Source organism: Streptomyces sp. NBC_01460 (assembly GCF_036227405.1).
In the GTDB taxonomy this organism is placed as follows: domain Bacteria; phylum Actinomycetota; class Actinomycetes; order Streptomycetales; family Streptomycetaceae; genus Streptomyces.
Window position 1 is genome coordinate 4,812,763 of record NZ_CP109473.1, and the last position, 24,562, is coordinate 4,837,324.

General features: G+C 72.5%; 21 protein-coding genes and 1 pseudogene. 18 read left to right on the top strand and 4 right to left on the bottom strand.

Features of this window, described 5'->3' with window-relative positions:
- Positions 1 to 399 precede the first annotated feature (399 nt).
- A complete protein-coding gene (locus tag OG488_RS21685; protein ID WP_329231581.1) occupies positions 400 to 2,166 on the top strand; it encodes an LCP family protein in 1,767 nt (588 codons plus the stop codon).
- A gap of 232 nt (positions 2,167 to 2,398) precedes the next feature.
- A complete protein-coding gene (locus OG488_RS21690) occupies positions 2,399 to 5,206 on the top strand; it encodes an FAD-binding and (Fe-S)-binding domain-containing protein (protein WP_329231583.1) in 2,808 nt (935 codons plus the stop codon).
- Positions 5,207 to 5,245: 39 nt separating this feature from the next.
- On the opposite strand, the gene OG488_RS21695 is transcribed toward OG488_RS21690, so the two are convergent.
- Both OG488_RS21695 and OG488_RS21700 read right to left on the bottom strand, forming a co-directional pair.
- Positions 5,246 to 6,409 (bottom strand): serine hydrolase domain-containing protein, encoded by a 1,164-nt coding sequence (locus OG488_RS21695; RefSeq protein ID WP_329231584.1) that lies wholly within the window; start codon positions 6,407 to 6,409, stop codon positions 5,246 to 5,248.
- Positions 6,410 to 6,482: 73 nt separating this feature from the next.
- Positions 6,483 to 7,403: a LysR family transcriptional regulator gene (locus OG488_RS21700; RefSeq protein WP_329231587.1), complete on the bottom strand. Its 921-nt coding sequence runs from the start codon at positions 7,401 to 7,403 to the stop codon at positions 6,483 to 6,485.
- A 141-nt stretch (positions 7,404 to 7,544) separates the two neighbouring features.
- Between OG488_RS21700 and OG488_RS21705 the strand changes: the two genes are divergently transcribed.
- The 3 genes from OG488_RS21705 to OG488_RS21715 all read left to right on the top strand — a co-directional run bounded on the left by OG488_RS21705 (position 7,545) and on the right by OG488_RS21715 (position 9,398).
- Positions 7,545 to 8,492, top strand: coding sequence for an EamA family transporter (locus OG488_RS21705; protein WP_329231589.1), 948 nt, complete (start codon positions 7,545 to 7,547; stop codon positions 8,490 to 8,492).
- 118 nt (positions 8,493 to 8,610) lie between these two features.
- Entirely contained in the window at positions 8,611 to 9,129 is a 519-nt protein-coding gene (locus OG488_RS21710) for a mycothiol transferase (RefSeq protein ID WP_329238898.1), read from the top strand.
- Positions 9,130 to 9,230: 101 nt separating this feature from the next.
- Positions 9,231 to 9,398, top strand: coding sequence for a hypothetical protein (locus OG488_RS21715; RefSeq protein ID WP_329231591.1), 168 nt, complete (start codon positions 9,231 to 9,233; stop codon positions 9,396 to 9,398).
- A 15-nt stretch (positions 9,399 to 9,413) separates the two neighbouring features.
- Here the strand turns inward: OG488_RS21715 and OG488_RS21720 are convergent, their stop codons facing one another.
- Both OG488_RS21720 and OG488_RS21725 read right to left on the bottom strand, forming a co-directional pair.
- Positions 9,414 to 9,845 carry a PIN domain-containing protein gene (locus OG488_RS21720; RefSeq protein ID WP_329238900.1) on the bottom strand — a complete coding sequence of 144 codons (432 nt, stop codon included), beginning with the start codon at positions 9,843 to 9,845 and terminating at the stop codon, positions 9,414 to 9,416.
- 2 nt (positions 9,846 to 9,847) lie between these two features.
- Positions 9,848 to 10,048: pseudogene (locus tag OG488_RS21725) on the bottom strand (CopG family transcriptional regulator); the annotation flags it as partial.
- Positions 10,049 to 10,191: 143 nt separating this feature from the next.
- Between OG488_RS21725 and OG488_RS21730 the strand changes: the two are divergent.
- The 13 genes from OG488_RS21730 (at position 10,192) to OG488_RS21790 (ending at position 24,519) form a co-directional block, all read left to right on the top strand.
- Positions 10,192 to 10,554: a signal peptidase I gene (locus tag OG488_RS21730; protein WP_329231593.1), complete on the top strand. Its 363-nt coding sequence runs from the start codon at positions 10,192 to 10,194 to the stop codon at positions 10,552 to 10,554.
- A gap of 123 nt (positions 10,555 to 10,677) precedes the next feature.
- Positions 10,678 to 11,484, top strand: coding sequence for a TIGR03084 family metal-binding protein (locus OG488_RS21735; RefSeq protein WP_329231595.1), 807 nt, complete (start codon positions 10,678 to 10,680; stop codon positions 11,482 to 11,484).
- Positions 11,481 to 13,184, top strand: coding sequence for an acyclic terpene utilization AtuA family protein (locus OG488_RS21740; RefSeq protein WP_329231597.1), 1,704 nt, complete (start codon positions 11,481 to 11,483; stop codon positions 13,182 to 13,184). Before OG488_RS21735 ends, OG488_RS21740 begins: the two co-directional genes overlap by 4 nt.
- Positions 13,181 to 14,776 (top strand): acyl-CoA carboxylase subunit beta, encoded by a 1,596-nt coding sequence (locus OG488_RS21745; RefSeq protein WP_329231600.1) that lies wholly within the window; start codon positions 13,181 to 13,183, stop codon positions 14,774 to 14,776. The genes OG488_RS21740 and OG488_RS21745 overlap by 4 nt, the downstream gene beginning before the upstream one ends.
- Before the next feature lie 7 nt (positions 14,777 to 14,783).
- Positions 14,784 to 16,811: an acetyl/propionyl/methylcrotonyl-CoA carboxylase subunit alpha gene (locus tag OG488_RS21750; RefSeq protein WP_329231601.1), complete on the top strand. Its 2,028-nt coding sequence runs from the start codon at positions 14,784 to 14,786 to the stop codon at positions 16,809 to 16,811.
- Entirely contained in the window at positions 16,808 to 17,971 is a 1,164-nt protein-coding gene (locus OG488_RS21755) for an acyl-CoA dehydrogenase family protein (RefSeq protein WP_329231603.1), read from the top strand. The genes OG488_RS21750 and OG488_RS21755 overlap by 4 nt, the downstream gene beginning before the upstream one ends.
- Positions 17,972 to 18,054: 83 nt before the next feature.
- Complete coding sequence (locus OG488_RS21760; protein WP_329231604.1) at positions 18,055 to 19,632, top strand: 4-coumarate--CoA ligase family protein; 1,578 nt, start codon at positions 18,055 to 18,057, stop codon at positions 19,630 to 19,632.
- A complete protein-coding gene (locus OG488_RS21765) occupies positions 19,629 to 20,363 on the top strand; it encodes an enoyl-CoA hydratase family protein (protein WP_329231606.1) in 735 nt (244 codons plus the stop codon). Before OG488_RS21760 ends, OG488_RS21765 begins: the two co-directional genes overlap by 4 nt.
- The gene (locus OG488_RS21770) at positions 20,351 to 20,953 is read left to right on the top strand and encodes a TetR/AcrR family transcriptional regulator (RefSeq protein WP_329231609.1); all 603 of its coding nucleotides are present in this window, start codon (positions 20,351 to 20,353) and stop codon (positions 20,951 to 20,953) included. Before OG488_RS21765 ends, OG488_RS21770 begins: the two co-directional genes overlap by 13 nt.
- Positions 20,954 to 21,458: 505 nt before the next feature.
- Complete coding sequence (locus OG488_RS21775; RefSeq protein WP_329231610.1) at positions 21,459 to 21,800, top strand: hypothetical protein; 342 nt, start codon at positions 21,459 to 21,461, stop codon at positions 21,798 to 21,800.
- A gap of 99 nt (positions 21,801 to 21,899) precedes the next feature.
- On the top strand, positions 21,900 to 23,189 hold the full coding sequence (locus OG488_RS21780) for a magnesium transporter (RefSeq protein WP_329231612.1): 1,290 nt from the start codon (positions 21,900 to 21,902) through the stop codon (positions 23,187 to 23,189).
- Between the two features lie 8 nt (positions 23,190 to 23,197).
- A complete protein-coding gene (locus OG488_RS21785) occupies positions 23,198 to 23,773 on the top strand; it encodes a hypothetical protein (RefSeq protein ID WP_329231614.1) in 576 nt (191 codons plus the stop codon).
- Positions 23,770 to 24,519: an ATP-binding cassette domain-containing protein gene (locus OG488_RS21790; RefSeq protein ID WP_329231615.1), complete on the top strand. Its 750-nt coding sequence runs from the start codon at positions 23,770 to 23,772 to the stop codon at positions 24,517 to 24,519. Before OG488_RS21785 ends, OG488_RS21790 begins: the two co-directional genes overlap by 4 nt.
- Positions 24,520 to 24,562 lie beyond the last annotated feature (43 nt).

The window sequence follows — 24,562 nt, forward strand, 5'->3', positions numbered from 1 at the left end:
GGGGCGATCAGGATGTATCGGTGTGGTGATGGTGAAAGAGCCACAACTGGAGCTGATTGTTCCTGATCAAGTCACGGCAACTATAGGAGAATTGGCGACTTGTTTGGGGATTCCTTGTGGCCACTTCTGTATGAAATCTGGCTGGAACCGACTGCGGTCGCGTTCTGTGACGGGTGTTGCCCGGGTCAACCCCAGGTGTGGACGGGTAAGTAGTGCCGTATGTGGCGTTATGCCCCGTGTGCGGTGCTTGATTTGTCACGATCGTCGCTCGTGGGCCGGTGGCCAGCTAGGGTGAGCGCTCCGGTGCAGTCGATCTGCCAGGTCGGCACTGCCGTAAGACACACCGCGCGCCTTGAAGGGGGAGGCGCCGCGTGGCCCCGACGGAGGACGCAGGCAACCGTGGACGCGCAAGGCCGTGGGCGGGACGAGGGCATCGACCCCGCAGACCAGTGGGTACTCAACCCCGACACCGGTGATTACGAACTGCGACTGACCCCCTCCTCAGGGCGATCATCCGCGGCGGCCGGTACCTCCGACACCAGAACGGCGCCGGGACCGCGCCGCAGGACGAAGCCGGAGGCGGAGCCGTCCGGCGACCGGGCCGCCGTGCCCGGTCAGCGCGGCGGGCGCCGGGGTGCCGGCGGCGGACGCGGGGGCCGCGAGGAGTCGCGGAAGCAGGGCGGCCGGGCGGCCGCTCCGGCCACCGGGCGGCGCAAGGCGAAGCCCAGGAAGTCCGGGAAGAAGAAGGCCCTGGTGTGGACCGGCGGCGTGCTCGCCTTCCTGCTGGTGGGTGTCGGCACCACGGGCTACTTCGTGTACCAGCACTTCAACGGCAACATCACCTCCGTCTCCACCGACGGTGCCGGCACGGGCGGCTTCAGCAAGGACCGGGCGATCAACGTCCTGGTGATCGGGACCGACAAGCGGACCGGTGACGGCAACGAGGGCTACGGGGACGCGGGCAGCGTCGGCCACGCCGACACCAACATCCTCTTCCACGTCTCCAAGGACCGTACGAACGCCACCGCGCTGAGCATCCCGCGCGACCTGATAACGGACATCCCGAACTGTCCGACCACCATGGAGGACGGCTCCGAGAAGGACATCCCCGCGACCAGCGGCGGGCGTTTCAACACCAGCCTCGGGCAGTCGGACCGCACGCCCAGCTGCACCATGCGGACCGTCACCGAGCTCACCGGCATCACGCCCGACCACTTCATGGTGGCCGACTTCAACGCCGTCAAGTCCCTGACGACCGCCGTCGACGGTGTGGACGTCTGTCTCGCCAAGGACATCGACGACAAGGACTCGCACCTCAAGCTGTCCCAGGGCGAGCACACCCTCCAGGGCGAGCAGGCCCTCGCCTTCCTGCGCACCCGGCACTCCGTCGGCTTCGGCAGCGACCTGAGCCGCATCGAGATCCAGCAGCAGTTCCTGGGCTCGCTGATGCGCAAGCTGAAGTCCAACGACACCCTGACCAGCCCCACCAAGATGTGGTCGCTCGCGGAGGCCGCCACCAAGGCCCTCACCGTCGACGACAAGATCGACGACATCAACAAGCTGCGCAAACTGGGCATGGAGCTGGCCTCGGTCGACCCCAAGAACATCACCTTCACCACGGTCCCGGTGCTGGACAACCCGAACGACAAGGCCACCGTCATCCTCGACAAGTCCAAGGCCCAGCAGGTCTTCTCGATGATGCGCGAGGACGTGTCCTTCACCGAGGTGGAGAAGAAGGAGAAGGCCGCCGCCAAGGCCGCGGACGCCGCCAAGCTCAAGGGCGAGATGGCCGACGCGGCGGACGTCCGGGTCGACGTCTACAACGGCGGCGCGCCTCCCGGCTCCGCGCAGAACGCCCTGGACTGGCTGCAGAACGAAGAGGGCGTGCTGAAGTCCACGAACCAGGCGAACGCGCCGGAGGACGTGAAGAAGACCACCCTCGTCTACGCGCCCAACCAGGCCGACCAGGCCCGCAGGCTGGCCGACCTGATGGGCCTCTCGGCCTCGGCCCTCAAGCCGACGACGACGGACGCGGGCGAGATGGAACCGATGAAGCTGACCCTGGGGCCGGACTTCACGGAGGCGGGCAGCCCGCTCTCGGCCCCGAGCAAGGCGCCCGAGGACATCCAGCGCGTGGAGGCGGACAAGGCGGTCTGCGCCAAGTGACCGCCGGCCGGGCAGTTCCCGCTCTGCCCGGCCGTCCCGGCGTGTCCGGCTCCTGAGACCCCGCGCCTGTCCGGCGGCGCCCGCCCGGGGCGGCGCCTGCCTGGGCGCCCGTCCGATGCGTCTGCCTGGGGCGCCCGTCCGATGCACCCGTCCGCCCGGACAGGCGCAACCCGTCCGGCACGCCCGGCGGCTGAGGGCCACCCCCGGCCCCCGGGACCGGCATGCTGGGCCCATGCCCGCCACCGACCTCACCCGAGCCCTGGCCCAGGCCGTCCGCGGCGACGTGGAGACCGGCGCGGCCGCCCGCGCGCTGACGACCATGGACGCGTCCAACTACCGCCGCGTCCCGCACGCGGTCGTGGCACCCCGCGACGCCGCCGACGTCGCCGAGGCCCTCCGCGTCTGCCGGGAGCACCGCACGCCCGTCGTCCCCCGGGGCGGAGGCACCTCCATCGCCGGTCAGGCCACCGGCACCGGTGTCGTCCTCGACTTCACCCGCCACATGCGGCAGATCCTGGAGCTGGACCCCGCCTCCCGCACCGCCGTCGTCCAGCCCGGTGTCGTCCTCGACGACCTGCGGGCCGCCGTCGCCCCGCACGGGCTGACGTTCGGCCCCGACCCCTCCACCCACAGCCGCTGCACGCTCGGCGGAATGATCGGCAACAACTCCTGCGGCTCGCACTCCGTGGCGTGGGGCACCACCGCCGACAACGTCCGGAGCCTGCGCGTCGTGCGCTACGGGGGCGGCGACGCCCTGCACCTCGGCCGCGGACTGCCCGACGCGCCGCCCGGCCTCCACGCGTTCGCCGCCGGCCACCTGGCCCTCCTGCGCACCGGCTTCCCCGCACTCCCGCGCCGCATCTCCGGGTACGCCCTCGACGCGCTGCTCCCCGAGCACGGCCCGGACCCCGCCCGCGCCCTCTGCGGCAGCGAGGGCACGCTCGCCGTGATCACCGAGGCGACGGTCCGCCTGGTCGGGACGCCGCGCGCCCGCGCGCTCGCCGTCCTCGGGTACGCCGACGAGCCGGCCGCCGCCGAAGCCGCCCCCGGCCTCCTCCCGTACGGACCGCTCACCGTCGAGGGCATGGCCGCCGACCTCGTACGCGAACCGGCCGGGCTGCCGCGCGGCGCCGCCTGGCTGTTCGTCGAGACGGGCGGCGCCACCCCCGCCGAGGCCCAGGACCACGCGACCAGGATCGTGCGCGCCGCCGACGCCCTCGACGCCACCGTCGTCACCGATCCCGCCGCCATGCGGACCCTGTGGCGCATCCGTGAGGACGCCGCCGGCACCGCCACCCGGATGCCGGACGGCAGTGAGGCGTGGCCCGGCTGGGAGGACTGCGCCGTACCGCCCGCACGCCTCGGCCCGTACCTCCGCGACTTCCGGGCCCTGCTCGCCGAACACGGCCTGCGCGGCACCCCCTACGGGCACTTCGGCGACGGCTGCATCCACGTGCGCATCGACTTCGACCTGCTGAGCGAGGCGGGCGTGGCCCGCTTCCGCCGCTTCTCCGAGGACCAGGCGGACCTCGTCGTGGCGCACGGCGGCTCACTCAGCGGTGAACACGGCGACGGGCAGGCGCGGGCCGAACTCCTGCCCCGGATGTACGGCGACGAGATGGTCGGCCTGTTCACCCGCTTCAAGGACCTCTGGGACCCGGACGGCGGCCTCAACCCGGGCATCCTCGCCCGCCCCGCACGGCTCGACGAGAACCTCCGCTTCGCCGTCCTCCCCGGCCGCCCCGTGGACGTCGCCTTCGGCTACCCGAACGACGGGGGCGACTTCTCGGCCGCCGTACGCCGCTGCGTCGGCGTCGCCAAGTGCCGTACGGCGCAGCCCGGTCCGGACGTCATGTGCCCGTCCTTCCGGGCGACCGGCGAGGAGGCCCACTCCACCCGGGGCCGCGCCCGGCTGCTCCACGAAATGCTCGCCGGCGAGGTGATCACGGACGGCTGGCGGTCCACCGAGGTACGGGACGCGCTCGACCTCTGCCTGTCCTGCAAGGGCTGCCGCACCGACTGCCCGGTCGGCGTCGACATGGCCACGTACAAGGCGGAGTTCCTCCACCAGCACTACAAGGGCCGCCTGCGCCCGGCCGCGCACTACGCCATGGGCGGGCTCCCGCGCTGGCTGCGGATGGCGGCCCCCTTCGCGGGCGCGCTCAACGCCCTGGCACGGATGCGCCTGCCCGCCGCCCTCGCCAAGCGGCTCGCCGGGATCGACCCGCGGCGGACGCTCCCCGTCCTGGCACGTCGCACGTTCCGGGCGTCGGCCGGGACCCGCGGGGCACCGGAGGCCGGGCCGGCCGTCGTCCTCTGGCCCGACACCTTCACCGACCACCTCTCGCCCGAGGTCGGCCGGGCGGCGGTCCGGGTCCTGGAGGCGGCGGGCCGGACCCCGGTGCTGCCCGCCCCCGGTGTCTGCTGCGGCCTCACCTACGTGTCGACGGGCCGCCTCGACGCGGCCCGCTCCGTCATGCGGCGCACCCTGGACCGGATGGGCCCGCTCCTCGGCCGGCCGCTCGTCGTCCTGGAGCCGAGCTGCGCCGCCGCGCTCCGGACGGACCTGCCGGAGCTCCTCCCCGACGACCCGCGCGCCGCCGGACTCGCCGGTTCCGTCCGCACCCTGGCCCAGTACCTGGAGGAGTACGCCCCCGAGTGGACGCCGCCCCGCCTGGACCGGCGGGTCGCCGGCCAGACCCACTGCCACCAGCACGCCGTGCTCGGCGACGCGGCCGAGCGCAGGCTCCGCGAGCGGGCGGGGCTGACCGGTGAGCTGAGCGGAGGCTGCTGCGGGCTGGCCGGCAACTTCGGCTTCGAGAAGGGCCACTGGGACGTCTCCGTGGCCTGCGCGGAGGAACAGCTCCTGCCGTCCGTGCGGGCGGCGGAACCCGGCACCGAGCTGCTGGCCGACGGCTTCTCCTGCCGCACCCAGCTGGACCAGCTGGCGGGACGGCGGGCCCGGCACCTCGCCGAGGTGCTGGCCGAGGGGCTCCCCGCCGCTCCACCCGACGGCCCCGGTGCGCAGCGGCGGGCGTGACGCCCTGAGGGAGCCGGGGACGGGGCGGCGGGGCCGGCGTCAGAGCTTCGCGACGGCTTCGCTCACCGCCGCGGAGAGCCGCTCGTTCTCCGGGGCGGCGCCGCCGGGGAGGGCGAAGCGGCGCCGGGTGTAGCCGTAGGCCACCCCGTTGACGGGGTCGGCGTAGGCCTGCGATCCAGCTGCTCCCGAGTGGCCGAAGGCGCCCTCGCCCAGGGCCGGGTAGTCGGCACCCACCGTTTCGAAGCCGAGCGCGAAGTGGTCGGTCTGTCCGGTCACCAGGTCGGTGCCCCGGTACCGCACCCGGCCGGCCTCCGCCACCGTCGCGGGGGTCAGGAGGGGTGCCCGGCCGTCCAGCCCGTCGACCGCCGCGGCGTACATGCCCGCGAGCCCCCGTGCCGAGCCGACGCCACCGAACGAGGCGGGGCCCAGCGCCCGCACCGCACGGGTGTTGACGAGGGCGATCAGGTCGAGCGGCGGGTCCGCGGCGAAGCCGAACGCGCGCGCCCGCAGGCTGTCCGGGTCCAGTGGGTTCGCCGCCGCCTCGGCCGCCTGCGCGGGTGTGGCGACGGGAGGACGGATCGCCGTGTACCGGGGTTCGAGCGCCTCGGGCAGGCCCAGGTGGAGGTCCAGGCCGTGGGGTGCGCGCACCCGCTCCTCGAAGATCTCCTGGATCGAGCGCCCGGTGACCCGCCGGACCACCTCGCCGGTGAGGGCGCCGATCACCAGCGCGTGGTAGCCGTACCCCGTGCCGGGCGTCCAGTAGGGCCGCTGGCCGGCGAGCCGTGCGGCGACGCCCCGGTCGTCGGCCAGGTCCTCGATGCCCAGCCCGCCGTCCGCCCAGATCAGCCCGGAGCGGTGCGACACCAGCTCACGGAAGGTCAGTTGGCCCTTGCCCTCGGCGGCGAACTCCGGCCAGTACGACGCCACCGTGCGTTCCGGGTCGATGGCTCCGTCCTGGATGAGCAGGGCCACGACGAGGTGGGCGGCGCCCTTGGTGGAGGAGTACACGGCGGGGAGCGAGTCCCCGGTGATGCCCTCCCCGGCCCAGAGGTCCACGACCAGTCCGCCGCGGTGGTACACCGCGAGCTGGCTCCCGGGTTCCGTGTGGTCCGCGGCGAGTACGGCGGCGAACTCGTCCCGCACGCCCTCGAAGCCGGTCGTGACCGTGCCGTGCACGGTGACGGTGTCCCTGGTGTCCGTCATGAGCTCCCCCTGGAGTGATCGACCCGATCGGTACACGGCTCCCAACTCCCGCACCGCAGGGCTTCATTCCCCGTCACCGAGTGGAATTTCCGGGTGGCTCCCGCTGTTCCCGCGCCACGATCTCCCGGGCGAGCGACACCAGTTGGGGCAGTGCCGGATGGCCGGGGCCGTCCCGGCGGGCCAGCAGGACGGGCAGGGGCGGCGCGTCCGTCAGCGGCACGTAGACGACCCCCGCGTGCGGGTGCATCCCGGCGGTGGAGGCCCCCGAGACCCCGCTGCCGCGTCCGGCCGCGATGGCGGTCAGCCAGTCGTCGGTGTTGGCGACGGTGAGGGTGGCCGCCGGCCGGTCGTGCGGGGGCCAGAGGGCGAGCGTGGTGGCGCCCGAGACGGTGTTCAGGACGACGGCGTCGCCGGTCAGGTCGGCCAGGGAGAGCGAGGCGCGGGCGGCGAGCGGGCCGTCGGAGGCGACGGCGGCCACCCGGCCCTCCGTGAACAGCACCTCGGTGACGAGCCCCGGGGCGTCCACCGGCCCACGCAGCAGCGCCGCGTCCACCTCGCCCCGGGTGAGGCCGGCCGTGCGGTCGTCGATGCGGAGGAGTTCGAGCGGGGTCCCGGGATGGCGCCGCTGCCAGGTCCGCAGCAGCGGTGTGGTGTACGGGCCGAAGGCGGACCAGGCGTGTCCCAGCCGCAGCGGCCAGTCGTGCAGCCGGCCGGGGTCCAGGGCCTCGTCGAAGGCGCCGACCGCCGCGGCTGCCTTGTCGCGGAAGGCGACGCCCTCGGGGGTGAGGGCGAGGTGGTGGGTGGACCGGTCGACGAGCCGGACGCCCAGATGCCGTTCGAGGGCGGCGAGCGTACGGGAGACGACGGGCTGGGTGACCCGGAGGCGGGCGGCGGCGCGGGTGACGCTGCCCTCGTCGGCGACGGCGAGGAAGGCCCGCAGATGCCGGATCTCCATCCCGCGCCCGCCGTTCCCCATGCCCTGTCCAGTGCTCATGCCGCCGGAGCATAACGGGAGCACAGCAGGCATTTCACGGGAGGCGCGCGGGTCTCTACCGTGAGGGCGTGAGCGCCTCGCCGTCGGTGCCGTACTGTGGACCGGGTAGTGCACTCCAGTGAACTGTAGGAAAGGTGCCCGGTGAACGACCCCCGCGTTGCCACAGAGTCGGCCGCAGCCGTCGCCGTCCCCGAGGCGGTGTCCGCGCTCGACGAGCCGGGCCGCGGCCCGGTTCGCCGCGGCGCCGCGCTCGGTCCGGTCGCGCTGGTGGTCGCGGGCGGGCTCTCCGTCCAGTTCGGCGCGGCGGTCGCCGTCCTGCTGATGCCGAAGGCGGGCGCGCTCGGCGTCGTCACCCTGCGGCTCGCCGCCGCAGCCCTCATCCTGCTGGTCGTCTGCCGGCCGAAGCTGCGGGGGCACTCGCGGGCCGACTGGGGCACCGTGGCCGCCTTCGGCGTCGCGATGGGCGGCATGAACATGCTCTTCTACCAGGCCGTCGACCGCATTCCGCTGGGCGCGGCCGTCACCCTGGAGGTGCTGGGCCCGCTGGTCCTGTCCGTCGTCGCCTCCCGCCGGCTGGTCAGCCTCGTCTGGGCGGCCCTGGCGCTCGGTGGTGTCGTCCTGCTCGGCGGCGGGGGCTTCGACCGCCTGGACCCGGCCGGGGCGGCGTTCGCCCTGGGCGCGGGCGCCATGTGGGCGGTGTACATCCTCTTCAGCGCCCGGACGGGCCGCCGCTTCCCGCAGGCGGACGGACTGGCCCTGGCGATGGTGGTCGCGGCGGTCCTCTCGCTGCCGCTCGGCATCATGGAGTCCGGCTCCAAGCTCGTCGTCCCGTCCACGCTGGGCCTGGGTGTCGCCGTGGCGCTGCTGAGCTCGGTCCTGCCGTACACCCTCGAACTCATGGCCCTGCGACGGCTGCCCGCGCCCACCTTCGCGGTCCTGATGAGCCTCGAACCGGCCATCGCGGCCACGGCGGGCTTCCTCCTGCTCGACCAGGCCCTCTCCTCGACCGAGGCCCTGGCCATCGCCCTCGTCATCGGTGCGAGCATCGGCGCGGTGCGCAGCCAGGGGCGGGGCTCCCGGAAGCGGTGAGGCCGTCGGGCCGGGGTCCGTCCGTCCATGGGCCGGTCCTTCCGGGGGTCCGTCCGTTCTCCTGCGCGGCGGGGCGTCCGATCCTAGGGTGGTCGTGATGGCCGACCTGGAGGAACACATGCCGGAACGCGACGATCTGCTCGCGCTCGTGACCGATCAGCGCACCAACTTTCTCTACACCGTCGCGGAGCTCGACGACGCCGGGGCCCGCGCCCGGACGACGGTCAGCGAGCTGACCCTCGGCGGACTCCTGAAGCACCTCGGACTCGTGCAGCGCAGCTGGCTCGACGTCGTCGAGGGCACGGCCCCCGCCAAGGTCGACTGGGCGGACCTCGACCCCGACGGCAACCGGATGACCGACGGCGAGACGGTGCCCGGGCTGCTGGAGGCCTTCCACACCGCGGCTGCCGCCTTCGACCGTACGGTGCGCGAGGAGGCCGACCTCGACCGCGAGGTCACGCTGCCCTCGTATCCCTGGTCGCCCCCGGAGCCGGTTCGCTGGACCGTCCGCCGCGTGCTGTGGCACGTCTTCCGCGAGATCGCCCACCACAGCGGCCACGCGGACATCATCCGTGAGGCGCTGGACGGTGCCAGCACCACGGCGAAGATGGCCGAGGCGGCGTCGAAGGGGCAGTGACGAGGTCCCCGCGCGGAGGCGGGGCTCCCGGCGCGGCGTCACCGCGCCGGGAGCGGGCGCGAGGCGCACGATGGAGGGGAGCGAAGGAAGGAGGCCCGCGCATGGGATCCACCAAGGAGACCGACGAGTACGCCGGGCTGTACTCCCACACCCCCTCCCAGGCCGAGGGCGAACGCGACGAACCGGCCGTGCGCGGCACGGCCGCCGAGACCCACCCCGACGTCCCCCGGACCGAACCCTCGCAGGCCGAGGGCGACCGCGCGGAGTAGCGGTGGGGGTGTGGTTCAGCCGCCGACCGGAAGGATCCTGACCGCGGTCAGGCCGGGGGTGAGCGGGGTGATCGCCCGGAAGTCGCGCTGGTCCGGCGTGAAGATGCGGTCGGTCCTGCAGCGGTCAGCGAGGACGACGCCGACCGCGTCCGCGAGATCCAGCCGGAGCCCTGCGTACGTGTGACGCACCGCGTGCGCCGCTCTCAGGCCGGCGGGCTTCAGATCGGCGAGCCTGCACTGGCCGTCCGCCATGCGTGAGTTGAGTGCTTCCCTCACCTGCATGGTGGCCGGGAAGCCCAGATCCCGGTGGACGAGGTGGTCCAGTTCCGTGACGATCAACGGGGAGATGGCCAGTGTCTCGTCGGCGAGGATCTCTGCCGCGCCGGAGTGCTCCGGCTGTGCGGAGTCGAAGGCCGCGTGGAGGGCGGACGTGTCGGCGAAGATGATCGACGGCGCGCCGCTCGTTCCTTGATGTGCGCGTACACCGCGTCGTCCATGGCCTCGGCCGTGAGGGGGCGCCCGCTGTCGAAGACCGGGAGCTTGTCGCTCCGTTCGGGCCGCTCCGCGTGGTCGAGGATCAGGGCGATGCCCCGCCTGATGAGCTCCGCTTTGCTTGTCCCGGTGGCGGACGCTTCGGCGTCCAGTCGCACTTCCAGCTCCTCCGGGAGGTACACGGTCGTCTTTATCACGGTTTCACCGTACCGCCCTGCCCTACGTGGGGCAGGGCGGTAACAGAGGGTCGTCCGATGGTGTACGGACCTTGAGGCGTCGGTCGCCTGTTACGTTCCGGACCATGGGTGACGGTGTGTACGTGGGGCGCGCGGCGGCGGACGCGGCCCTGGATCACGGGTGGCTGCTGGGCCACTTCAAGGACCCCTCCGATCCGCGCCACAGCGAGGCCCTGGAGATCAAGTGGGGCGTCCATCCGCAGGGTGAGGAGCGGCCGGAGTGGGTGCGGGGCGAGGAGCGCACGGCGCTGCTCGTGCTCATCAGCGGGCGCTTCCGGATGCGGTTCCCCGAGCGGGACGTGCTGCTGGAGCGCCAGGGCGACTACGTCGTATGGGGCCGGGGCGTGGACCACTCCTGGTGCGCGGAGGAGGAGTCGGTGGTGCTGACCGTGCGCTGGCCCTCCGTCCCCGGCTACCGCGCCGGCTGACCCCCGCAGGTCCGGAGGGTGGGAGCGTGGGCCCTCGAATAAAATCATGCAAGCATGCTTGCTTGTTTTATGGGCCGCTGGCATGCTCCGGGGCACACCGCCACGCCCCGAGGGGAGCGCACCGTGCCCGACGCATCGGCCGTGACCGCCGCCGTGCTCGACGACCTGCGTGAGGAGAGCGACGAACTCGACCTGCTGGTAGCCGGGTTGAGCGCACACGAGTGGACCGTGCCGACGCCCGCCGAGGGATGGACCGTCGCCCACCAGATCGCCCACCTCAACTGGACCGACGAGGTGGCCCTGGTCGCCGCCGCCGAGCCCGACGCCTTCGCCGCCGAGGTCGACAGAGCCCTGGCCGCCCCCGAGACCTTCGTCGACGAGGCGGCCGACGAGGCCGTCACCGCCCTGACGCCCCAGGCGCTGCTCGTGGAGTGGCGGGCCGGACGGGCCCGGTTGCAGGAGGCCCTGCGCGCGGCGCCCGCGGGGACGAAACTGCCCTGGTACGGCCCGCCCATGAGCATCGCCTCGATGGCGACCGCCCGGCTCATGGAGACCTGGGCGCACGGCCAGGACATCGCCGACGCCCTCGGGGTCACCCGGAAGCCCACCGCCCGGCTGCGGCACGTCGCCAGGATCGGCGTACGGGCCCGGGACTACGCCTACGTCGTGCGGGGACTGCAACCGCCCGTCGAACAGTTCCGGGTGGAACTGCGCGGCGAGGACGGCGGGTTGAGCGTGTACGGGCCCGAGGACGCCGCCCAGCGGGTCACCGGGCCGCTCCTCGACTTCTGCCTGCTCGTCACCCAGCGAGCCCACCGCGACGACCTCGCCGTCGAGGCGGTGGGCCCGGACGCCGGGCAGTGGCTGGACATCGCGCAGGCCTTCGCCGGGCCCGCGGGATCCGGCCGCCCCCCGAAGGCGGACCGATGACCCGGCCGTTGCGCATCGGCAACGCGTCCGGCTTCTACGGCGACCGCTTCGACGCCGTGCGCGACATGCTCACCGACGGCCCGCTGGACGTCCTCACCGGGGACTACCTCGCCGAACTCACCATGCTGATCCTGGGCCGGAGCCGCCTCAAGGACCCGGCACGCGGCTACGCCACGACGTTCCTGCGGCAGCTGGAGGAGAGCCTCGGGCTCGCCCACGAGCGGGGCGTGAAGATCGTCGCCAACGCCGGCGGGCTGAATCCGGCCGGACTCGCCGACGCCGTGCGGGAGCTGGCGGACCGGACCGGCGTGCCCGTGCGCGTCGCGCACGTCGAGGGGGACAGCCGCCCGGTGCCCGACGGCTTCCTCACCGCCAACGCCTACCTGGGCGGCGGGGGCATCGCCGCCTGTCTGCGGGCGGGCGCCGACGTCGTCGTCACCGGCCGGGTCACCGACGCCGCCCTCGTCACCGGGCCCGCGGCCGCCCACTTCGGCTGGGGGCCGGACGCCCACGACGCCCTCGCGGGAGCCGTCGTCGCCGGGCACGTCCTGGAGTGCGGGACCCAGGCGACCGGCGGCAACTACGCCTTCTTCGGCGACCACGACGTCCGCCGCCCGGGGTTCCCGCTCGCCGAGATCCACGAGGACGGCAGCAGCGTCATCACCAAGCACGACGGCACCGGCGGGGTCGTCGACCTCGGCACCGTCACCGCGCAGCTGCTGTACGAGACCGGCGGCGCCCGCTACCCCGGACCCGACGTCACGGCCCGGCTCGACACCGTACGGCTCACGCAGGACGGACCCGGCCGGGTGCGGATCGACGGCGTACGCGGCGAGGCCCCGCCCCCCACGCTGAAGGTCGGGCTCAACCGGCTCGGCGGATGGCGCAACGAGGTCGTGTTCGTGCTGACGGGCCTCGACATCGAGGCCAAGTCCCGCCTCGTGCGGGACCAGTTCACCGACGCCCTCGACCGGGCGGGCTCGAAGCCGGAGGAGGTGCGGTGGGAGCTCGCCCGCACCGACCGGGCCGACGCCGCCACCGAGGAGACCGCGAGCGCCCTGCTCCGGCTCGTCGTGCGTGACCCCGATCCGGAGGCGGTCGGACGCGCCGTGTCCGGGGCCGCCGTCGAGCTGGCGCTCGGGAGCTACCCGGGCTTCCACGTGACCGCCCCGCCCGGGAAGGGCGCGCCGTACGGGGTCTTCGAGGCCGCGTACGTGCCGGCCGGCGAGGTCGAGCACGTCGCCGTGCTCCCCGACGGGTCCCGGGAGACCGTGCCGACGGCCGGCCCGTACCGGGAACTCGCCGAGGTCGCCGAACCGGCCCTGCCCGATCCGCTGCCCGCCGGACCCACCCGGACCGTGCCCCTCGGACACGTCGCCGGCGCCCGCAGCGGCGACAAGGGCGGGGACGCCAACGTCGGCGTATGGGCCCGCTCCGACGACGCCTGGCGGTGGCTGGCCCACGAGCTGACCGTCGCCCGCTTCGGGGAACTGCTGCCGGAGACCGCCGGACTCACCGTCGTACGCCACGTCCTGCCCCGGCTGCGGGCGCTCAACTTCGTCGTCCACGGCCTCCTCGGCGAAGGCGTCGCCGCACAGGCGCGCTTCGATCCGCAGGCCAAGGCGGTGGGGGAGTGGCTGAGGTCCCGACACGTCCCCGTCCCCGTACAGCTGCTGGACGCACCGGAGGTGAACGCATGACCGTCCTGCCCACCGCGCTCGACACCGCGGGGCCCGAGTACGCCGCCCACCGCGAGGCCATGCTCGCGAAGCTCGCCGAGCTGGACACCGAGCACGCCAAGGCTCTCGCGGGCGGCGGCGAGAAGTACACGGCCCGCCACCGGGGGCGCGGCAAGCTCCTCGCCCGCGAGCGGATCGAGCTGCTCGTCGACCCCGACACCCCCTTCCTCGAGCTGTCCCCGCTGGCCGCCTGGGGCAGCGACTACGCGACCGGCGCCTCACTGGTCACCGGGATCGGCGTCGTCGAGGGCGTCGAATGCCTGATCACCGCCAACGACCCGACCGTGCGCGGCGGCGCCTCCAACCCCTGGACCCTGAAGAAGGCCCTGCGCGCCAACGAGATCGCCTTCGCCAACCGGCTGCCCTGCGTCTCCCTGGTGGAGTCGGGAGGCGCCGACCTGCCCTCGCAGAAGGAGATCTTCATCCCCGGCGGCGCCCTCTTCCGCGACCTCACCCGGCTCTCCGCCGCCGGGATCCCCACCGTGGCCGTCGTGTTCGGGAACTCCACGGCCGGCGGGGCGTACGTCCCCGGGATGTCGGACCACACCGTCATGATCAAGGAGCGGTCCAAGGTCTTCCTCGGCGGTCCGCCCCTGGTGAAGATGGCCACCGGCGAGGAGAGCGACGACGAGTCGCTCGGCGGCGCCGAGATGCACGCCCGCACCTCCGGCCTCGCCGACCACTACGCCGTCGACGAGCACGACGCGCTGCGCCAGGCCCGCAGGATCGTCGCCCGGCTCAACTGGCGCAAGGCACACCCGGATCCGGGCCCCGCCGAGCCGCCGAAGTACGACGAGGACGAGCTGATCGGGATCGTGCCCGGTGACCTCAAGGTCCCCTTCGACCCGCGCGAGGTCATCGCCCGGCTCGTCGACGGCTCGGACTTCGACGCCTTCAAGCCGCTCTACGGGACGAGCCTGGTCACCGGCTGGGCACGCCTGCACGGCTATCCCGTCGGCATCCTCGCCAACGCGCAGGGCGTGCTGTTCAGCGAGGAGTCGCAGAAGGCCGCGCAGTTCATCCAGCTGGCCAACCAGCGCGACATCCCGCTCCTCTTCCTGCACAACACCACCGGCTATATGGTCGGCAAGGAGTACGAACAGGGCGGCATCATCAAGCACGGCGCGATGATGATCAACGCGGTGTCGAACAGCCGCGTCCCGCACCTGTCCGTGCTGATGGGCGCCTCCTACGGCGCCGGTCACTACGGCATGTGCGGCCGGGCCTACGATCCCCGCTTCCTCTTCGCCTGGCCCAGCAGCAAGTCCGCCGTCATGGGCCCCCAGCAGCTCGCGGGCGTCCTCTCGATCGTCGCCCGCGCCTCCTCCGCCGCGAAGGGGCTGCCCTACGACGACGAGGCCGACGCCGGGCTGCGCGCCATGGTGGAGCAGCAGATCGAGTCCGAGTCGCTGCCGATGTTCCTGTCGGGGCGGCTGTACGACGACGGGGTCATCGACCCGCGCGACACCAGGACCGTCCTCGGGATGTGCCTGTCCGCGATCCACACGGCACCGGTCGAAGGCGCGCGCGGCTTCGGCGTCTTCCGGATGTGAGGCAGAGATGATCACCGCACTGCTCGTCGCCAACCGGGGCGAGATCGCCTGCCGGATCTTCCGCACCTGCCGGGAGCTGGGCATCGCCACCGTCGCCGTGTACTCCGACGCGGACGCCGGCGCCCTGCACGTACGGGAGGCCGACACCGCCGTACGCCTGCCGGGGTCCGCCCCCGCCGACACCTATCTGCGCGGCGACCTCGTCGTCGCCGCCGCGCTCGCCGCCGGTGCCGACGCCGTGCACCCGGGGTACGGCTTCCTCTCCGAGAACGCCGGGTTCGCCCGGGCCGTGCAGGACGCGGGCCTCGTCTGGGTGGGCCCGCCGGTGAAGGCCGTCGAGCTGATGGCGTCCAAGACCCGGGCCAAGGAGCTGATGGCCGCCGCCGGGGTCCCCCTCCTCGCCCCGGTCGACCCGGGGAGCGCCACCGCGTCGGACCTCCCCCTGCTGCTGAAGGCGGCGGCGGGCGGGGGCGGGCGCGGGATGCGGATCGTCCGGGAGCTCTCCGCGCTGCCGGAGGAGCTGACCGCCGCCTCCGCCGAGGCCACCTCCGCCTTCGGGGACGGCGAGGTCTTCGCCGAGCCCTACGTGGAGCGGGGCCGTCATGTCGAGGTCCAGGTCATGGCGGACGGGCAGGGCACGGTGTGGGCGCTCGGCACCCGCGACTGCTCCCTCCAGCGCCGCCACCAGAAGGTGATCGAGGAGGCTCCCGCACCCGGCCTCGACGAGGAGCTGCGCGGCATGCTCCACGACGCGGCGGTCGCCGCCGCGCGGGCGGTCGGCTACCGGGGCGCGGGGACCGTCGAGTTCCTCGTGTCGGCCGAGGGGCGCCCGTACTTCCTGGAGATGAACACCCGCCTCCAGGTCGAGCACCCCGTCACGGAAGCGGTGTTCGGCCTCGATCTGGTCGCCCTCCAGCTGCGGGTCGCGGAGGGCGGGGCGCTGCCCGCCGCCACGCCCCCGGAGCCGGCCGGACACGCCGTCGAGGCCCGGCTCTACGCCGAGGACCCGGCCCGTGACTGGCAGCCGCAGACCGGAGCACTGCTCACGCTCGACGTGCCCCACGCACCCGGCATCCGCCTCGACACCGGATACACCGGCGGCGACACCGTCGGGATGCACTACGACCCGATGCTCGCCAAGGTCATCGCCCACGCCCCCACCCGCACCGAGGCCGTCCGCCTCCTCGCGCGGGCCCTCGAACGCGCCCGCGTCCACGGCCCGGTCACCAACCGGGAGCTGCTCGTACGCTCCCTGCGTCACCCCGACTTCGTCGCGGGGCACCTCGACACCGGCTTCTACGACCGGCACCTGGGCGTACTGACGGCGACCGGAGCCCCCGGTGACGACGACGCCCGCCGCGTCGCCGCCACGGCGGCGGCGCTGGCCGCGGCCTCGGCCGCGAGCAGCGGACCGGGCCCCGCGCGCTCCGGGGCCTGGCGCAACCTCGCCTCGCAGGCACAGACCAGGCGCTACCGCGCCGAGCCCGACGGGAGCGCGTACGAGATCGCCTACCGCACCGGCCGGGACGGCGTCCCCGCCCCCGTCACCGGCGAACGGGTCCTCTCGGCCCGCCCGGACGCCGTCACCCTCGAAACGGGCGGCGTGACACGGCACTTCGCCGTCACCGCGCACGGCGACCGCGTCCACGTGGACACGGCCGCCGGCGCCCACACCTTCACCGTCCTGCCCCGCTTCACCGACCCCGCCGAACGCACCGAACCCGGCTCCCTCCTCGCCCCGATGCCCGGCACCGTCGTGCGTCTCGCGGACGGACTGGCCCCGGGCGCGCCCGTCGAGGCGGGGCAGCCGCTGATCTGGCTGGAGGCGATGAAGATGGAACACCGCATCCTCGCCCCCGCCTCCGGCACCCTCACCGCGCTCCACGCCGCCCCCGGACTCCAGGTCGAGGTCGGCGCTCTGCTCGCCGTCGTACAGGACGCACCCGTGCACGCATCCGACGCACCCGTGCACGCATCCGACGCACCCACGCAGGCATCCGACGCAACCGCGCACCAGGAGGAGACGACTCCATGAGCACCGTCCTCGAAACCGAAGAGCACCAGGCCCTCCGCGCCGCGGTCGCCGCACTCGGCAAGCGGTTCGGCCGTGACTACACCACCGACCTGGCCCGCAGGGGCGAACACCCCCGCGAACTCTGGGACGCGGCGGGCGAGCTGGGCTACCTCGGTGTGAACCTCCCCGAGGAGTACGGCGGCGGGGGAGGCGGCATGGCCGAGCTCTCCATCGTCCTGGAGGAGCTCGGCGCGGCGGGCAGCCCCCTCCTCATGCTGGTCGTCTCCCCGGCGATCTGCGGCACCGTGATCGCCCGGTTCGGCACCGAGGCCCAGAAGCGGGCCTGGCTCCCCGGCCTCTCCGACGGCTCGCTGACCATGTCGTTCGGCATCACCGAGCCCGACGCCGGCTCCAACTCCCACCGCATCACCACCACCGCGCGCCGGGACGGCGACGACTGGATACTCAGCGGCCGCAAGGTCTTCATCTCCGGTGTCGACATCTCCGACGCCACCCTGATCGTCGGCCGCACCGAGGACGCGAGGTCCGGCAGCCTCAAGCCCTGTCTCTTCATCGTCCCGCGCGAGGCCCCCGGCTTCACACACACCCGCATCGACATGGAACTCCAGGCGGCGGAGAAGCAGTTCGAGCTGGTCCTCGACGACGTACGGCTGCCGGCCGACGCACTCGTGGGCGACGAGGACGCCGGTCTGCTCCAGCTCTTCGCCGGGCTGAATCCGGAACGCATCATGGGCGCCGCCTTCTCCATCGGCATGGGCCGCTACGCCGTCGAACGGGCCGTGGACTACGCGAAGACCCGCACCGTCTGGAAGGGCGCGCCCATCGGCTCCCACCAGGCCATCGCCCATCCGCTCGCCCAGGCGCACATAGAGCTGGAACTCTCCCGGCTGATGATGCAGAAGGCCGCGCGGCTCTACGACGAGGGCGACGACATCGGCGCGGGCGAGGCCGCCAACATGGCGAAGTACGCCGCCGCGGAGGCCTGCGTCAGGGCCGTCGACCAGGCCGTCCACACCCTCGGCGGCAACGGTCTGACCCGCGAGTACGGGCTCGCCTCCCTCATCACCGCCGCCCGCGTCTCCCGGATCGCCCCGGTCAGCCGGGAAATGATCCTGAACTACGTCTCCCACCAGACCCTGGGCCTGCCGAAGTCGTACTGACATGTTCGGTCATGTCCCAGGTCTCCCCATCCGCCCCCGCAGGGGCGATTCTGGCTCTCCCACCCGCGTCGAAGGGGACCGCCATGGTGTTCCACAGCGAGTACGCAGACGTCCCGCCCCTCGAAACACCCATCCACGAAGCCGTCCTCGGCAGGGCGGCGGACTTCGGTGACACCCCGGCCCTGATCGACGGGACCAACGGGATGACCCTCACCTACGGCCAGCTCGACGCCTTCCACCGGCGCATCGCCGCGTACCTCGCCGCCGCGGGGCTGCGGAAGGGCGACGTCCTCGCCCTGCACAGCCCCAACACGATCGCCTACCCGCCCGTCTTCTACGGGGCGACCCGCGCCGGCGCCACCGTCACCACCATCCACCCGCTCGCCACCCCCGAGGAGTTCGCCAAACAGCTCCAGGACTCGGCGGCCCGCTGGATCGTCACCGTCTCCCCGCTCCTCGACACGGCCCGCCGGGCTGCCGAACTCGCGGGCGGGATCCAGGAGATCTACGTCTGCGACCAGGCCGAGGGCCACACCTCCGTCCTCGACATGCTGGGCTCCACCGCCCCCGAACCCGAGATCGACTTCGACCCGGCCGAGGACATCGCCGTCCTCCCGTACTCCTCGGGCACCACCGGCACCCCCAAGGGCGTCATGCTCACCCACCGCTCCATCGCCACCAACCTGGAGCAGCTGCGGCCCTTCGTCCCCCTCGGCGAGCGCGACCGCATCCTGGCCGTGCTGCCCTTCTTCCACATCTACGGGCTCACCGCCCTCATGAACGGGCCGCTCCGCTACGGCGCCACGGTCGTCGTCCTGCCCCGCTTCGAGCTCGCCCAGTTCCTGGAGACGGTCCAGACCCACCGCATCACCGGCCTGTACGTCGCCCCGCCGATCGTGCTGGCCCTCGCCAAGCACCCGCTCGTCGGCGACTACGACCTCTCGTCGCTGGAGTACATCGTCAGCGCCGCGGCCCCTCTGGACGCCGAACTCGCCGCCGCGTGCTCCACCCGGCTCGGCGTCCCCGCCGTCCGGCAGGCCTACGGCATGACCGAGCTCTCGCCCGGCACCCACGTCGTGCCGCTCGACGCCGAGAACCCGCCGCCCGGCACCGTCGGCAAGCTGCTGCCCGGCACGGAGATGCGGATCGTCTCGCTCACCGACCCCGGCATCGACGTCGGCAGCGGCACCGACGGCGAGATCCTCATCCGCGGCCCCCAGGTGATGAAGGGCTACCTCGGCCGCCCCGACGCCACCGCCGCCATGATCGACGAGGACGGCTGGCTGCACACCGGGGACGTCGGCCGGGTCGACAGGAACGGCTGGCTGTACGTCGTCGACCGGGTCAAGGAGCTCATCAAGTACAAGGGGTACCAGGTCGCGCCCGCCGACCTGGAGGCCCTGCTCCTCACCCACCCGTCGATCGCCGACGCCGCCGTCATCGGGGTCTACGACGCCGACGGCAACGAGGTCCCCAAGGCCTTCCTCGTCCGCCGGCCCGGCGTCGAGGCCCTCACGGAGGAGGACGTCATCGCCTACGTCGCCGACCGCGTCTCGCCGTACAAGAAGGTCAGACGCGCCGAGTTCATCGAGGCCGTGCCCCGCGCGGTGTCCGGCAAGATCCTGCGGCGCGAGCTGCGTGACCGGGAGAAGCCGCGATGACCCTGGCACCCGCCGTCCACGAACGGGGCGTCACCACCCTGACCCTCGATTCCCCCGCCAACCGCAACGCGCTCTCGGCCCGGCTCGTCGGCGAACTCACCGAGGCCCTGGCCGGCTGCGCGGCCGACGACACCGTACGGGCCGTCGTCCTCACCCACACCGGCACCACCTTCTGCGCGGGCGCCGACCTGACCGCGCCACCCGACCCCGCGGCGTTCGTCGCCCTGATGCGGGCCGTCGTCGCCCTGCCCAAACCCGTCGTCGCCCGCGTCACCGGGCACGTCAGGGCGGGCGGCCTCGGGCTCCTCGGGGTCTGCGACATCTCGGCTGCCGGACCGGACGCCACCTTCGCCCTGACCGAGTCCCGCCTGGGCCTCGCCCCCGCGGTCATCTCCCTGCCCCTGCTGCCCCGCCTCGACCCCCGCGCCGCCGCCCGCTACTACCTCACCGGGGAGCGCTTCGACGCGGCGGAGGCGGCGCGCATCGGCCTCGTGACCCTCGCCGGTGAGGACGTGGACAAGGCGCTCGTACCGGTACTCGACGGACTACGCAGGGCCTCCCCCCAGGGGCTGGCCGCGTCGAAGGAGCTGGTCACGGCTACTGTGCTGCAGAGTTTCGACAGTCACGCCGAAGACCTCATCGCCCGCTCGGCAGCACTCTTCGCCTCCGACGCAGCACGGGAGGGGATGACGGCCTTCCTGGAACGACGGGATCCCTCATGGGTGCTGTGACACCCCCCAGAACCCCCGCCGCGAAGTCGCCCAAGCAGGACCGCAGCCGCGCCACCCGCCAGCGGCTGCTCGAAGCCGCGGTCGCCTGCCTCGCCGAACACGGCTGGGCGGGCTCCACGGTCTCCGTCGTCGCCGAGCGTGCCGGGGTCTCCCGGGGCGCCGCCCAGCACCACTTCCCGACCCGTGAGGACCTCTTCACCGGCGCCGTCGAATACGTCGCCGAGGAACGCTCCGCCGCCCTGCGCGCCCTGCCCGTCCAGGGCCGCACGGCGGTGGTCGCCGCCCTGGTCGACCTCTACACGGGGCCGCTCTTCCGCGCCGCGCTCCAGCTCTGGGTCGCCGCGTCCAACGAGGCCCAGCTGCGGCCCCGGGTCACCGAACTCGAAGCGCGCGTGGGCCGCGAGACCCACCGCATCGCCGTCGAACTCCTCGGCGCGGACGAGACCCGCCCCGGGGCACGCGAGACCGTGCAGGGCCTCCTGGACATGGCCCGCGGCCTGGGCCTCGCCAACGTGCTCACGGACGACACCGTGAGACGTGGCCGTGTCGTCGCGCAGTGGGCGGCGCTGCTGGACGAGGCTCTGGGCTGACCTTCGGCGGAGCCGTAGGCGCGACATGCGCGTGCGGTGGCCATCGGCTGCGGCGACGTGCGCCGCTCGTCCAGCAGCAGGCCCCCGTGAACACGTCCCGCCCCTCGCCCGTCGGTCGGCACGCGCGCCCGTCGGCCGGTACGCGCGCCCGTCGGCCGGTACGCGCGCCCGTCGGTCGGCACGCGCGCCCGTCGGCCGGTACGCGCCCCGAGCGAACCACCCCGCCGACTCCTCCCGTCGGCTCCGGCACGTGGCACGTTCATATACCCCCGTAGCGGAAAGAAACCACCAAGGTGATCACTTGCATGCCACGTGACAAAGGCCTACCAGCGCGACAGTCGACGGCGAGTCCACGCCGTATCCGCTCAACATATTTCCTCTGTCGATGAATGACACCGGTGCTACAGTCACGCGGTCGTTCGGTTTCGCTTTGAGGGGGGCCTCATCAACCGAACGGGCAGGGGGGTTTTCTGTGCTCGGAATACGCTTGCGCAACGCCTGAGTCGTGATGGCATCCGCTGCCGTGGTCACGCTCGCCGCCAGTCCGTCCGCTTGGGCCTGGGAGACGAATGCGACCACCATGTGGGGTGATAACGACACGTCGCAGGAATGGGTCGACGAGTCCTACAACGAGATCAATTTCAAGGACTTTCACACGGCGACGACCGAATGGATCCAGGTCGAGCGCTGGGAGTTGGTCACCTGGGGACAGGACACTCAGCGCGATAAATTCAGATTCACCAACTGCTTCAACGGCACGGACGCCGTCAGCACGGACACGCAGTCCGGCCTCCCGTACGGCACGTACTACTTCGAAACGGTGCTGCGTGCGTCAGTTGCGTGGTAAGTGTCAGGAAGATCGTCGTGGACACGACTCAGGCTGACTGATCCCGCCGCGCCGCTGCGCCTCCGCGCAGCGGCCCGCCTTGCATTTCTTCGAGGCTCCATGCGTTTCTTCACCGCACTACGCACCAATGCCGCCGTGCTGGCTCTGCCGGTGACCGGTCTCTTCTTCGCCTACGTCTTTTTCGCGACCAAGGGGAGAATGAGTCATTTCGCTTCTCTTCCCTGGCCGGCCGAGGCTGCCGCCTTCGCCATACACGCGCCAGTTCCTCTGGCTGCCGCCGCGGCCGCAGGACTGGCCGCGGTGGAGGCGACCCGGCTACGGGCGCTCGGAGTGTGGGAGACGGGTCCCGCACGCTCCGCCGTGCGCATCGCGGTCCAGCCGGTCTTCTTCGTCGTGCTCACCATGGCGACCCTGATGGCCTGCGTCACGGCGGGTGCGTTGTCGATCGCGGGAGCGGCTCCCGACATATACGTGCTGCAACTGTTCGGCATGGTCGTGGTCCTGCTCACCGCGCACGCGGTCATCGGGTTCCTCCTCGGGCAACGTTTCCATGCGCTGTACTCCGCACCGCTCGTGTCCATAGCCGTGTTCGTCGGAATCAGCTTCCCCTTGGGCACGAGCAACTGGTGGGCGCACCACGTGACCGGGGCCATCGGCCGGATAAGCTTCGGTGAGGCGTACTCCCTCCCCATGACGATCGCCGCCGTTGTGCCGACGGTCTGCCTGGCCCTCGCCCTCGTCGTGGCCATCGGCCCGCGACGGATCCGTGTGGGCGCCGTGGTGCTGTCCCTCGCCATCGCCGCCAGTGGTCTGCTGGGCGCCTACGCCATCACCCGGGAGTGGAGCTCGTTCGCTCCTGTGGCCGAGGGGCTGGCCCCGGTCACCTGCGAGGGCGGCGCACCGGAGGTGTGCATGCCCGCCGCAGGTTCGGAAGATCTCGGGGAGGTCCAGACCGAACTCGCCGGAATGACGACGAGGCTGCGGGCCAGGGGAATCATCTCGGAGATCCCCACCCGTGTCACCGACATCACCGTGTCCCGCACTCGGCAGTCGGACACCGCGGGGAAGGAGTGGACACTCGACCTCGCGGCCGGGAGCCCGGGCGGTGTCCCCTGGGACGGCGTGGCGATCGGCGTCGTGGGCATGCCCTGCAGAACGCCGGACTGGAACACCTTGCACTACAGCACTCTGTGGACCGCCCGGACCATGGGGGTGGCAGACGACTACCTCGCCTGGCTCTCCCGCGAATCGCGCTCGTTCCGGACCGGGGACGGCAAGGAACAACTCCTCGCGGAGATGGACAGGGTGAACGCCCTTCCGCCGGACGAGCAGAAGACCTGGTACGTCGAGCAGCTCCGGCTCTCCTGCCAGGGCGGCCGATCGGGATGATCTGGTGGTTGCGTCAACGCGGCGCCCTCGACCTGCTGCCCTGCGCTCTGGTCGTCTTCATCCTGAGCATCGCTCTCACCTCGGATCTCGTCCTCGTTCTTCCCGCGTTTCTCGGCAGCCACCCCGTACCGACCGAGCTGAGCGACTTCTTCTGCCTCGTGCCTTCCCTCGCCCTCGTCGCGTGCCTCGAAAGACGCCTGCCCGGCATGGAACGATCGGCTGTGCGCCGGCTCGACGCGAGGGACATCGCCCTGGTGACGGGCTTCTCGCTCCTTGCCGGCGTGGCTGCCGCGGCCCTGACTCCGTTGGACCCGGACGCCATGTGGACAGCCGCGCGCAACAGCCTGCTCTTCTGCGGTCTCGCCCTCGGGAGCTGGCCCCTCCTCGGACACCGGGCAGTCCTCGTCCCCGTGTTCTGGATGATCCTCGCCATGTTCACCGGGGGCAGACGGCCCGACGACCCCTATCCCTGGGTGATCGTCACAGAGAAGGCCGATGTCGTCCATGCCGCGACGGGCGCTGTCCTCGTCTTCCTGACGGGGCTCGTTCTCCTCACCTGCCTCGTGCCAAGGACCGACCGATGACTCTCCTGCTCGACCGCGTCACCTTCACCTACCGCCGCAGGCTGCGTCCTGTCCTCTCCCGCTTCACCTACGAGGTGCCCCGACAAGGCCTGACGATCCTGCTCGGCCCCAACGGGGCGGGAAAGTCCACGACGCTGGCACTTCTCGCCGGGACGGTCGAACCGGCCGCGGGCACCGTCCTGTTCACCGACTCGAAGATCACCTCCGCCACCCGCGAGTTCCGCCGTCACGTGGCCTGGCTCCCCCAACGGGTGCCTACGTCCCCGCAGCTGACCGCACGCGAGTACGTGGCATACATCGCCTGGCTCAAGGGCGAGAACCGCGCCCGCGCGTGGGAGCGAGCCGGCACCGCCCTCGAACAGGTAGGCCTCACCGAACAGTCCGGGCAGAAGACGGCCGGTCTCTCCGGGGGACAGGTCAGGCGTGTCGGTATCGCCTGCGCCCTCGCCCACGACGCCCGCGTCATCCTGCTGGACGAACCGACAGCTGGTCTCGACCCCCATCAGCGGTCCGTGTTCCGTGATGTGCTGAGGGAAGTCGCGGCGGCCACACCGGTGCTGATGTCGACCCACGACGTGATCGATCTCGCCGACGAGGCCGACACCGTCACCCTCATGGACTCCGGGAAGGTACGCCACCACGGCGGAACCCGGAGCTTCCTCGACCACGCCCGCCCTGAGGCCGCCCCGGGACGGCGGGCGGAGTCGGCGTACTCAGCCCTCATGCGTCTCGATGGTTCGCGGTGAGCGGACGGACGTGGCGCTGAGCGGGCAGCGGCATCCGGGCCGT